This window comes from Peribacillus kribbensis DSM 17871 (assembly GCF_000430765.1).
Lineage (GTDB): Bacteria > Bacillota > Bacilli > Bacillales > DSM-1321 > Paraperibacillus > Paraperibacillus kribbensis.
Window position 1 is genome coordinate 81120 of record NZ_AUMQ01000033.1, and the last position, 11273, is coordinate 92392.

The following is an 11273-nucleotide window of genomic DNA, read 5'->3' on the forward strand; positions in this document are numbered from 1 at the left end:
CGTTCCTGTGAACAAAAAAAGCTCTTCATAGATCGTTACTCCCAAAGAGCTTATTTGTAATATCACATCATTTGGTAGGATAAAGAAAGTTCCCTCACAAATATATAAAACCTCATTTATCTATCATAAATAGATTTTCTTATAGTTTTTTTATAAATTCTAAAATTTCAATCTCATCCTGATCCACTACTTTTTCATAGTAGTATTTATCTGTTCGTTCAAATCCATTTTGCTTTGCAAGTTCCGCATCAGTGGTGCCAAGTCTAAATTGTGATCCTGCTTTATTAAAACTTAAATTATATATATTTCCTTTGTACCTTGCCTTGTAATCAACTTCATACAATTCATCTAGCTCTGCCTTCTTTATTTCTTTAATATATAGCCTTGGTAAGTTAGCACTATCTTTATAGCTGCTAGGATAAATTTTTTCTTTGAACCCATTGTTCAAATCCGCTTGATTTTCACTAACTAATCTTATGCTATCTCCATCAATATTACTGACCCTAAAGATTTTACTTGTATATTTTGCGAAAGTCCCTTTTTCCATACATTCCCCCCCTTATTATTTGACTGGTATAAACGCTTTTAAATCACTATCAAATCTAGCTACTAGTTTGTCAACACCATCCGTTACTCTATATAATTCTGCTCCATCATTTGGAAAATATCTATTATCAAATTGCCATTCAGGAACTAATTCACTATTTCTTGATCCTGTAAAACCATTCAGTGTACATGGCGGACCATCAGTATTCGATCCTCCAAAGCGCTCTCCATAAGAGATCTCAATATTGTCTACCTTGTTAGTTGTAAATTTAATTTTTCCGTACACATTTCCACTTTCGGGGAATGGCCTACTTCCATTCCAAGAAGTGTAGTCAAGGCGGAAGGATTCAACCACATCACCATAGTTATTAATATGACCAACATCATCATACTTAGCAATATATCCACCAATTTCAGCATACTCTCCAGATAAATATTTTTCTATATCACTAGCTGGAATTGTTTTCTGTAACAGAGTATCTTTTGTAATAAGAGGTACCGAATCTCTTATTTCTTTCATGATACGAACTTCATCACTATTCAATTCTGTTACATGCCTTAGTTTCAATTCTTGGAATTCACTCAACGTTAAATTATGTCTTCTTAAAACTTCTCCTATTTGGGCTTTGAAACTATTTGCAGATACACCATCATAAAATATAGTTTTAACTTCACTAGCTTCATCACTAATTTTACCAGTACCCTTACTGCCACTCCCAAAATTCTCAAACCGCCAAACCGTCTCATCCCCAGCCCGCATAGCTCTAACTCCCCCCGGTGCTAACTGCGGCCCAGCCAAATCTCTCAAAAGGCTATTAAACTGCTCACTCGACCTCTGAAAAGCCTCCACACTTTGAGATTTAACGCGGTTAAACCATTGGGAAAGGGTGCCCATGGTGGAGAGGCTTTTTTCACCTTCACTTACTTTGTCGAGAACTCTTAACCCCTTACCGGCTTCGGCTACTTTGCCGAGCTTTGCCAGTTTCCACGGGGTGAACGCGATAATGGACCATCCGGCTGCTTCCAGCCATTCGGTGAAGCTTAGGTCGTGTCCGTCTCCGGGATCCTTAGCAGTAAAGACCCGATAGAGGTCATTAACTCCCAGGACTTCTCCTACCATCAGGGCGGCATCCCTTCCGGTGATTCCTTTTACATCCTCTGTCTGATTGACCGGGTGGATGGTCCGGATGTTCTGGATGAAGGCTGGGACCTGGTTCTGGCTGATGTACATCTGGATGGCCGAGACGGCGTCCTCGAAGGGATCCATGGGCGCTGTATTGATGGGCATACTGTGGAACTGCGGCATAATTTCTGTTACATATTTTTTAGCTTTTTCTTTAAGTACTCTCAGTTCTAATTCTACCGCCCCTAAGTCTTCCGGTGCAAGGGAGGCGGTGGTGTTTTCGGCAATGTCCCAGTACTGATTCAGGATTTCCTCCTGTTCCTTGTATCTCGTATAGTCTTGATCCAGCTGGCGGGAAACTCCATCTGTTTTAATGAATAACGTACTCACATCATCACTCCCATAGACTTCTAATCATAGTAGGAATCCGTCATATGGTCTTCCTTATACTTTTGAACCTTGTATTCCTGATAAGAATGCTTTTCCGGGCTGCTTCCGCCATACGAATCGGCCAGATTCAGGTCTGCATCCGTGAAGCTGGCGGTGATTTCGGAGGCATGATTCTGCAGGGCGGTCTGGCTCGATTCCATGATTTCCATCATGGAGATCAGGGAGTCGCAGTAAGAGACAATCAGCGATAGACTGCTTTCGCCCATCCCCTGCTCCTCCAGCACTCGTTTATAGGAAATCAGTTCCTGAATCATCCCTGTTGTATGAAGGGATTCCTTACGCAGGGTTTCATAAAGCTCCTGCCTCGTATTGGGATTGATTTTTATACTAGAGGCCATTCCTTCCCCTCCTTATACCTCTATGGAATTAAACAACTCTTCACTTCTTCGGTCCGCAGCGTTGATTAAAGTATCTGTAAGCTCCATCATTTTTAGAAAGAAATCGAGATATTCCTCTGCCATTCTGGAGGCCGATTCATATTCGGCAACAGCGCTCTGATAGCTTTCGATTGCCGCTCCTTCAAGCTCATCCAGGACGCCCACAAACTTGGCAAGAACCGCTTTATTGGATGCTTTATAGTCATTTAAGGCTTTCAGAACTGCTTCCGCACCATGTACGGTACTTGCGGAATCATAGGAAATCTTAACCCCGCCACCTCCGCCTTCACTTATATTCATACCATTTCTCCTCTCTTCTTTTACAGCATTGCCATAGAGGTGCTGCTGATATAGGCCGCTCTTTCCTTCGGATTCAATCCATTCAGCCTTATAAGATGCTCCCGGTATTCCGCCATTTTCAGCGTCCTCACCATGGCGAACTGCCCCTCAAGCGCCTGTATACAGTTCTCGGCCAGCTGCCCGGCCTCTGATAGAAAGGTCTCCATCCTGTCGATCCAGTCCTCATACGCATTCTTCGCCTTACTGTGTTCCCAATCTCTGCTGCTAGCCGTTTTATGAGGAGAAGCCGCAATTTTCGGCGCACTGGACAATGCATGGATCGTTGCTTCCAGCCTGCTGAAGCGGGTATCGTAATCCATATTCCTCACCCTTTGTAAAATAATGTCATATTTCGAGTTTATAAATTTTATAGAAATGGAGGCAAGTTATATTAGGCAATAATTCACAAATGATAAGAAAGAACCAGGTCTATATGACTAGAAGTAAATATGGTTCCCCTTTCCTTTCCAGTTTTCGTGAGTTTCCAAAGGTAAGGCGATAATGGACCATCCGCTGTTCGGTGAACCTTAGGTTGTGGTTGTCTCCTAGATCCTTAGCGTAATAACGAATTATAGGTCATATTTCTAAATCATCCACATGTACCCGACCAACCAGGTCGTGGATGGAAAATCAAACACAGGAAGAAGCAATTAACTTTTCCTACGGATGTTTCTTTTTACACAAAATAAAAACCTTAAAAGGCATCTAGCCAATTAAGGTCTTATGCAGAATTTTATATTCCCAAAAGTTCTTGAATGGTTTTATATAAATAATTACATTCCTCTTCCTCTGATTCAAATTTCTTTAATTGAGATTTCACTCCACGTTCACTATAATAAACTTCCCACTTATTTTTGACCTTATTTAAACAATTAGTATTTCCATTCCGGTCGCTCCGTTATTATTCAAACTATTAAACCAATCCTCTCTCTATCTTTAATTGGTTTTATACTCATTCGAATAATTTTATGGTTAAAAGAAAGAAGACTGACCATATCGGTAGTCTTCGGATAATATTTTATACTTTAAATTTACTAATTAATCCTTTTAAGTCCTCTGCCAAATTCGATAATGCTGAAGCAGATGCAGCGATTTCTTCCATAGATGCGAGTTGCTCCTCTGCTGAAGCCGCTACAGTCTGAGAATGCATGGATGTTTGTCCAGATATGTTTATTATTCCAGAGACAGTTTTTGAAACTCCCTGTGTACTTACAGATATTTGTTCAGATGTTGCTGCCATATCATTCGTTTGTCCTGTCAGCTTCTCCATGAAGTCAAGGATTTCATGGAAGTTATCTTTCGTTTGGTTCACAACTGCTAATCCCTCTGATACATCCAAAGAAACTTGTTCTATGGACTGATTAGATCGACTCATGTCTTCTTGTATGGTCTTAATGAGTGCGGAAATCTGTGAAGATGATTGCTGCGATTGTTCAGCCAGCTTTCTAACTTCATCTGCAACAACCGCAAATCCCTTTCCATGTTCGCCAGCTCTTGCTGCTTCAATGGCAGCATTTAAAGCTAACAAATTAGTTTGATTAGCAATATCAGTTATCACATTTGAAATATTTTCTATTTCTCGTGAGCGATGCCCAAGTGTTTTTATGACTTCACCACTTGCTATAACAGAAAGATTAATGTCATTTATCTTATTTACGGTATTATCTACAAACAGACCGCCCTCTTTTGCCTTTTCGGCAGCCTGCATACTTACCTCGGAAACAACTAAAGCACTATCTGCAATGGACTGGACCCCTTTTGTGACTTCCTCAAGAGCTTGTGCACTCTCTTGAACACTCGTTGTAGATTGTTCCGCTCCACCTGCTACTTGCAGAATCGATTCCGTAATGGTTTCTGTCGCGATACTGGTTTGTTCCGAACTTGCTGTTAGTTGTTCTGAAGAAGCAGCCAGTTGTTCAGAAGTAAAAACAACCTCGTTCATCATCGTTTTAAGGCGTTCGGACATTTGATTATAGCTCTTGGATAAAGTACCCAGTTCATCTGTTGATTTGTCACTAACCTTTGTAGTAAAATCACCTGACCCTGCCATTTCAAGTGCATGTGTTAGATTTGTAAGTCTCTTTTTCATTTTCTGAGTGAACCCATACACAGCCGCAGAAGCGAGTACGATCATTATGATTAAAACAATAAGAAACTTGGTTAAAACTGAAGATACTATATGATTAATAATCTCTTGTGAAGCACCTACATACATAATCCCTATAACTTGGCCTGAAGAACTTTTTAACGGCATATAAGCCGTTTGATATATATTTCCTGCTACATTTGCTTCACCATAATAGTAAGCCCCATTTTTAAGAACCTTATTAACTACTTCTGCTGAAGCCTGCGTTCCAATTGCACGTTTTCCATTTACCATCACATTAGTGGCTATACGAGTATCTCCCAGGAAAATTGTAACCGTATCTCCCGTATCTTTTCCTATCTTATCTACTACTTGTTCATTGTCATTTATGATTGTTGTACCTTTAAACAGTTTATTATCTCTAACTTCCCAATCACCAGAATACTTGTTATCAACATACCTATAAGCAAGCCTTAAATCCCCCTTGGCTTTCTCTGTTGCGAACTCTTTTATCCCCTTGGTAATCTCTTGGTTTATCACAAATCCAATAGCTGCAGATAGCAAAACTATAATGGCTATGACAATCAAATTGATCTTAGTTCCTAATTTTATTTTCAATGCCGATCATTGCTCCCCTTTGTTTATACTCGCTAGTAGTATGTTACTCTCCAATAAATCCTCAGAAAACATAATATAACTATTAGTTTTATCGTATGATGCTACATAATGTTTAATTAATTTTTAAAAATACTGAAATTATCTTATCGGAGAAGCAATAGAGCGGCTAGAGGTTGCTATTCAACATGGAAATGCCTAATTTGAGCTAATTTTATCTTCCGGATGCAGGATTGGTGCAAAAGCACATAGATTTTATAGAGGACTTGTTAGAGGGCATCCTCCGTCTGGTTCACCGGGTGGATGGTACGGATGTTCGGAATGAAAGGTGGGACCTGATTTTGGCTGATATACATCTGGATCGCCAAGACGGCGTCCTCGAAGGGGTCCTTGGGTTCAGTGTTAGTGGGCATACTGTGGAGCTTTTTCTCACTATTATAATTATTTAAAGTACTTTCTCATCGCTTTGTCTCCTCGTAACCTTTCGATAAAATCAATTAAAGCCTTACTTTCTTCTTTGTAAATTTTCTCTCCTGTTTTTGTTTCCCTTTCATCATTAGTGTATACTTTCCACTCATAATCTTCTTTTTCTATAACTACCACACCTTCAATAGAAATCTCGTTACAATAAAGACAATAATTTTCTAATTCTTCATTTTGAATTATCTTCTTTGCATCATCTATGTTCATACTACCCCTCCTAGCTTAGAATAAAATTTTTATCATGCCCAAATCTTCTAAAAGTTTTACTGGTAATGGCAATTGATATTGAATTCCTCCACCAACTGAACCGAAACCTGGAGCAATATCCCCTTTTTGTACAATCTTCCAAAACCATATTTATCCCATACTTCCATCAGTTCTGCAGGAAGTTTATCTTTATATCTTAAAGTAATTCTTTCATCAACTGTATCGTGTTTAATAAGGTTCTTAAAGGTATTCACTGAGAATCCTCCCTTTTTTATTGGGTCAACTTTACATTCAAGTAAGTATTCTTTATTTCGTCTCCTAAACCACCAATAACATCTGCCCTTCTATGTCACTGCAACCAATCTCGTAAGCTTGCTAACCATCATGAGTTTAAGCTCTTAAAGTCAAAAAACCTTGAAGGCATATTAAGCCAATCAAGGTTTTAAGTGTTTCTCTGAATTAACTTTTATTCGACCATAATTAACAATTAAAATATGCCTTCAGGAAATCAAAAAACGATGACCAACTTTCCTTTAACTCACCTTTAATAAGTAGTTCATCTCCACCCTCAAAATTAACTATATAAACTTTATCTGTTACAGTATCCAGTACTAATACAGCATTTGCTGACATTTCACTTAAAACCAGAAATTGCTTCGGAAAGCCATGTTCTTTTCTAGAAATGAGTGTGTATGATTCAATATTGTTTTCTTCATCTGCTATATCTAGTAATTCAAAGGGTACATGCTCTTCCCAAAAAGGTCCTGCATACTGGATATAAAATTCTTGGAAAGTATCCGATGCGTTTACACCTAGCCTTATTAAAGCATCCTGTACTAGATTGCTATCTTCACGTTTATATATTTCTTCTCCTAGAACTTCATCTAGTCTCTCAGGCAATATGCTCATATTATCTTCCTCCTAAAGCCTCTTCTCCTCGTATTTTCCAATAATTAATAGAATCTACTTTTTGAAACGCTCCTCTAGTTGTCTCATCCATTGGATAAAATGGGTTTAACTTTCCTTTATAAGGATGTAGTGGAGCTCTTTTAGCATTAGCGATATTATGGTACCTTGTTGAAGCTTCATATAAGGGTCCAACACCTTTTTGTTGCGAATGATGCAATGTTGCAACACTACCTGCTTCATCAAGAATAGGGGCAAGTCCGTATTTCGCAGATGCTTCGGCATTTGTTAGCCCGCGACCTTTTTTAGCACCTTTTGTTCGGACCATATCCCAATTAATATCTCCTCTTTGATATACTTTATAAGTAAATCCTGTGCCATCTTTACCTGCATTATACTCTACACTTCTAGTAAAATATTTATTATTTTTATAGTCCTTTAGATGTTGATAAGTTTCTTTACCCGTACCCTTAGTAACACTCCTTATATCATCAGCATCCTTACCGACACTCCCAACCTTCTCAACCTGCGAAACCGCCCCGCCTTCCATCCTTATCGCCCCAACCCCATCTACTGAATACTGGGGCCCAACTAGATTCCTCAGTAGGTCATTAAACTGCCCACTCGTCCTCTGAACAGCCTCCACGCTCTGAGATTTGACACAGTTAAACCACTGAGAAAGGGTGCCCATGGTGGAGAGGCTTTTTTCACCTTCACTTACTTTGTCGAGAACTCTTAACCCATTACCGGCTTCGGCTACTTTGCCGAGCTTTGCCAGTTTCCACGGCGTGAACGCAATAATGGACCATCCGGCCGCCTCCAGCCACTCGGTGAAGCCCAGGTCATGGCCGTCTCCTGGATCCTTTGCCGTGAAGACCCGATAGAGGTCATTGACTCCCAGAACTTCTCCTACCATCAGGGCAGCATCCCTTCCGGTGATTCCTTTTACATCCCCTGTTTGATTGACCGGGTGGATGCTGCGGATATTCTGGATGAAGGCTGGAACCTGGTTCTGGCTGATGTACATCTGAATGGCCGAGACGGCGTCCTCGAAGGGATCCATGGGTGCTGTATGGATGGGCATACTGTGGAGCTGCGGCATAATTTCTTCTATATATTTTTCAGCTTTTATTTTCAGTACTCTCAATTCTAATTCTACCGCCCCTAAGTCTTCCAGCGCAAGGGAGGAGGCGGTGCTTTCCGCAATGTGTAAGTATTGCCTCAGGATCTCTTCCTGTTCCTTGTATCTCGTATAGTCTTGATCCAGCTGGCGGGATACTCCGTCCGTTTTAATGAATAAGGTGCTCACATCATCACTCCCATCACATTCTAATCATAGTAGGAATCCGTCATATGCTCTTCCTTATATTTTTGATCCTTGTATTCCTGATACGACTGCTTTGCCGGGCTGCTTCCGCCATACGAATCGGCCAGGTTCAGGTCTGCGTGCATAAAGCTGGCGGTGATTTCGGAGGCGTGATTCTGCAGGGCGGTCTGACTCGATTCCATGACTTCCATCATGGAGATCAAGGAATCGCAATAAGAGACAATCAGCGATAGACTGCTTTCACTTATCCCCTGCTCCTCCAGCACTCGTTTATAGGAAATCAGCGCCTGAATCATGCCTGTTGTATGAAGGGATCCCTTACGCAGTGTTTCATAGAGATCCTGCATCGTATTTGGATTGATTTTTATACTAGAGGCCATTTCTTCCCCTCCTTATACCTCAATTGAGTTAAACAGCTCTTCACTTCTGCGGTCCGCTGCGTTGATTAGAGTGTCCGTAAGCTCCATCAGTTTTAGAAAGAGATCGAGATACTCCTCTGCCATTCTGGAGGCCGATTCATATTCTGCAACGGCGCTCTGATAGCTTTCGATTGCCGCTCCTTCCAGTTCTTCAAGGACGCTCGCAAACTTGGCAAGGACTGCTTTATTGGATGCTTTATAGTCATTTAAGGCTTTCAGAACTGCTTCAGCACCATGGACGGTACTTGCGGAATCATAGGAAATCTTAACCTCGCCTCCTCCGCCTTCACTTATATTCATACTGTTTCTCCTCTCTTCTTTAATACAGCATAGCCCTGACACTCGGATCCATAGAGGTGCTGCTTATATAAGCTGCTCTTTCTTTCGCATCCAATCCGCTCAGTCTTATAAGATGCTCCCGGTATTCCGCCATCTTCAGCGTCCTCACCATAGCCAGCTGCCTTTCCAGCGCCTGTATACAGTTTTCGGCCAGCTGCCCGGCCTCTGATAGAAAGGTCTCCATCCTATTAATCCAGTCTTCGTATGCATTCTTCGCCTTACTGTATTCCCAGTCTCCGCTGCTGGCCGTTTTGTGAGCGGAAGCCGCAATTTTCGGCGCACTGGACAATGCATGGATCGCTGCTTCCAGCCTGCTGATACGGGTATCGTAATCCATATTCCTCACCCTTTGTAAAATAATGTAATAATTTTAGTTTATAAATTTTATAGAAAGAGAAGCAAGTTATAGCAGGGGATTTTTCACAAATGATAGGAAGGACCCAGGTCTATATCACCAGATGATGATCGAATCAATGATGAGCCTGTTTATTGATGTTGATATAAAACGGGGTAATCCTAAGGTAATAAAATCAGGGGGTGACTTTTGAAATGGATTTTGCTGTTTTACACCTAAAGGGATGTTGATTACGTGACCAATTTTTTATTTATGGGTCCATTCTTTGTAGCTTTAGCTGCAGGGCGCTGCTAATTTTTATTTAATCAAACGTTTAATTAAAAATGGAAAGTCCTCTTAATCATCCAGTATAAAATCCTCACCTCTCAGCCTATTTGGTTCACTAATAGGTTTGCACAAATAACGTCTTTCCAAAACAAAAAAATCCAGAAATAAGCAAATGCTTATTTCTGGATTTACTATCTTCGAACTCAGGACATCCTTCGTCTTTCTGTAATCACTATGGTGGGTGGACAGTGTCTTCGGCCATTCTATCAATGTAGTAAACCTATATTGTTTCTCATTTATTGTTAGAACCATAAATGCAAGTAAAAATAACACTTTCCTTAGATGCCATATGTAAAGTGCATCTTCTTTCGAAAAGAATAATGGCTTGTCTGCAATACGACAACTTTTACATGAAGGATGGATATACTATGCATAAAAACAGGCTGGAGGAATGAATTAATTATGAAAACGGCAACTTTTCTAAAGGTTTTATGCTGGTTCCCTTTTAAGCATTCCATTATGGTTTTCTGTTTTTGGCTGGATTGGAACTGCTTCTTCATTTATAGCGTTTCTCAAATCGGTAATAGGCTGATGTATATATAATTATACTTAGGACAATCCCTAGCAGGTCAAAGGAAAAGACATCGATGAGATGACCGGTCCTGCCCTTGATAAAGCTTTGATGATATTCATCCGTACAAGCAAATGCCAGGGCAATAACGAATGAAAGCAAGACCCGGGCTATAAGCTTTAATCTTGTAAACTGGAGACTTAAAAGCAAAAGCGATGTAAGAATAAAATATTCAGAGATATGCCCCGCTTTTCTAATAAAAAACTCTATAAAATCGTAAGGCTGACTGGAGGTTACAAGAGCACCTCCATAATCGAAATTCATGCTGGGCAGCGAATTCTCATCAAGAGTTATGTATTTTTGCAGAGTCGGCCTTAAATCCTGCTTCTGATAGGGAGTGTTTGAGGATTGGAACATCACAATCACACACACTGCTAATAAAAGGAGTACTATTATTTTGGTTACATTCTTCATGGAGCTCACAGCTTTCGTATTTTAATATTTATTATACTTTACTATTATATAGGCTACATAATTCACCTTAAGCTTTCCTTAATTAGGCGACTGGGGCGTGGTTGTGGGTCAGGCATATCATTATAATAACTCTGTAATCCATATATCCCTTAAAGTTCTACATACTGATTGTTTCACAAGGATCGTATTATAAATAATGTATGGTGATTGATCGCTGGCCAATAATCAATAAAGGAGAATTGCCGGAACGAGCTTCTGCCCCTGAATTTCAGCCTTGCTTTTATCAGATCGTCGACAGCCATGGCTTGAAAAATACTCCTAAGGAACCTTAGATTATTAGAACCTTCATAGATACATTTGATGATACTACAAACTTACAATTGGGACTA

The 11273-nt window shown here is 40.2% G+C and carries 14 protein-coding genes; all 14 read right to left on the minus strand.

Annotation, left to right across the window (positions count from 1 at the left end):
• Positions 1-139: 139 nt before the first annotated feature.
• The gene (locus H539_RS0105935; protein WP_026692775.1) at positions 140-547 is read right to left on the minus strand and encodes a hypothetical protein; all 408 of its coding nucleotides are present in this window, start codon (positions 545-547) and stop codon (positions 140-142) included.
• A 15-nt stretch (positions 548-562) separates the two neighbouring features.
• Entirely contained in the window at positions 563-2059 is a 1497-nt protein-coding gene (locus tag H539_RS30000) for a pre-toxin TG domain-containing protein (protein ID WP_051348459.1), read from the minus strand.
• Positions 2060-2079: 20 nt separating this feature from the next.
• On the minus strand, positions 2080-2457 hold the full coding sequence (locus H539_RS0105945; protein ID WP_026692776.1) for a hypothetical protein: 378 nt from the start codon (positions 2455-2457) through the stop codon (positions 2080-2082).
• A gap of 12 nt (positions 2458-2469) precedes the next feature.
• Positions 2470-2796, minus strand: coding sequence for a hypothetical protein (locus H539_RS0105950; RefSeq protein WP_026692777.1), 327 nt, complete (start codon positions 2794-2796; stop codon positions 2470-2472).
• 20 nt (positions 2797-2816) lie between these two features.
• Positions 2817-3155 (minus strand): hypothetical protein, encoded by a 339-nt coding sequence (locus tag H539_RS0105955; protein ID WP_026692778.1) that lies wholly within the window; start codon positions 3153-3155, stop codon positions 2817-2819.
• Between the two features lie 698 nt (positions 3156-3853).
• Positions 3854-5539: a methyl-accepting chemotaxis protein gene (locus H539_RS0105960; protein WP_026692779.1), complete on the minus strand. Its 1686-nt coding sequence runs from the start codon at positions 5537-5539 to the stop codon at positions 3854-3856.
• Positions 5540-5977: 438 nt separating this feature from the next.
• Positions 5978-6226, minus strand: coding sequence for a hypothetical protein (locus H539_RS0105970; RefSeq protein ID WP_026692781.1), 249 nt, complete (start codon positions 6224-6226; stop codon positions 5978-5980).
• 56 nt (positions 6227-6282) lie between these two features.
• Positions 6283-6480 (minus strand): GAD-like domain-containing protein, encoded by a 198-nt coding sequence (locus H539_RS32750; RefSeq protein WP_026692782.1) that lies wholly within the window; start codon positions 6478-6480, stop codon positions 6283-6285.
• Between the two features lie 226 nt (positions 6481-6706).
• Positions 6707-7135, minus strand: coding sequence for an SMI1/KNR4 family protein (locus H539_RS0105980; RefSeq protein WP_026692783.1), 429 nt, complete (start codon positions 7133-7135; stop codon positions 6707-6709).
• Between the two features lies 1 nt (position 7136).
• On the minus strand, positions 7137-8441 hold the full coding sequence (locus H539_RS32755) for an HNH/ENDO VII family nuclease (RefSeq protein ID WP_155889951.1): 1305 nt from the start codon (positions 8439-8441) through the stop codon (positions 7137-7139).
• Between the two features lie 20 nt (positions 8442-8461).
• Positions 8462-8839, minus strand: coding sequence for a hypothetical protein (locus H539_RS0105995; protein ID WP_026692785.1), 378 nt, complete (start codon positions 8837-8839; stop codon positions 8462-8464).
• 12 nt (positions 8840-8851) lie between these two features.
• Complete coding sequence (locus H539_RS0106000) at positions 8852-9178, minus strand: hypothetical protein (RefSeq protein ID WP_026692786.1); 327 nt, start codon at positions 9176-9178, stop codon at positions 8852-8854.
• A gap of 19 nt (positions 9179-9197) precedes the next feature.
• Positions 9198-9554, minus strand: coding sequence for a hypothetical protein (locus H539_RS0106005; protein ID WP_026692787.1), 357 nt, complete (start codon positions 9552-9554; stop codon positions 9198-9200).
• A gap of 841 nt (positions 9555-10395) precedes the next feature.
• Positions 10396-10884, minus strand: coding sequence for a VanZ family protein (locus H539_RS0106015; RefSeq protein ID WP_026692789.1), 489 nt, complete (start codon positions 10882-10884; stop codon positions 10396-10398).
• Between the last annotated feature and the right edge of the window lie 389 nt (positions 10885-11273).

Coding starts and splice junctions, on each gene's coding strand:
- H539_RS0105935 (WP_026692775.1), bottom strand. CDS start 547: ATGGAAAAAGGGACTTTCGCAAAATATACAAGTAAAATCTTTAGGGTC.
- H539_RS0105945 (WP_026692776.1), bottom strand. CDS start 2,457: ATGGCCTCTAGTATAAAAATCAATCCCAATACGAGGCAGGAGCTTTAT.
- H539_RS0105950 (WP_026692777.1), bottom strand. CDS start 2,796: ATGAATATAAGTGAAGGCGGAGGTGGCGGGGTTAAGATTTCCTATGAT.
- H539_RS0105955 (WP_026692778.1), bottom strand. CDS start 3,155: ATGGATTACGATACCCGCTTCAGCAGGCTGGAAGCAACGATCCATGCA.
- H539_RS0105970 (WP_026692781.1), bottom strand. CDS start 6,226: ATGAACATAGATGATGCAAAGAAGATAATTCAAAATGAAGAATTAGAA.
- H539_RS0105980 (WP_026692783.1), bottom strand. CDS start 7,135: ATGAGCATATTGCCTGAGAGACTAGATGAAGTTCTAGGAGAAGAAATA.
- H539_RS0105995 (WP_026692785.1), bottom strand. CDS start 8,839: ATGGCCTCTAGTATAAAAATCAATCCAAATACGATGCAGGATCTCTAT.
- H539_RS0106000 (WP_026692786.1), bottom strand. CDS start 9,178: ATGAATATAAGTGAAGGCGGAGGAGGCGAGGTTAAGATTTCCTATGAT.
- H539_RS0106005 (WP_026692787.1), bottom strand. CDS start 9,554: ATGGATTACGATACCCGTATCAGCAGGCTGGAAGCAGCGATCCATGCA.
- H539_RS0106015 (WP_026692789.1), bottom strand. CDS start 10,884: ATGAAGAATGTAACCAAAATAATAGTACTCCTTTTATTAGCAGTGTGT.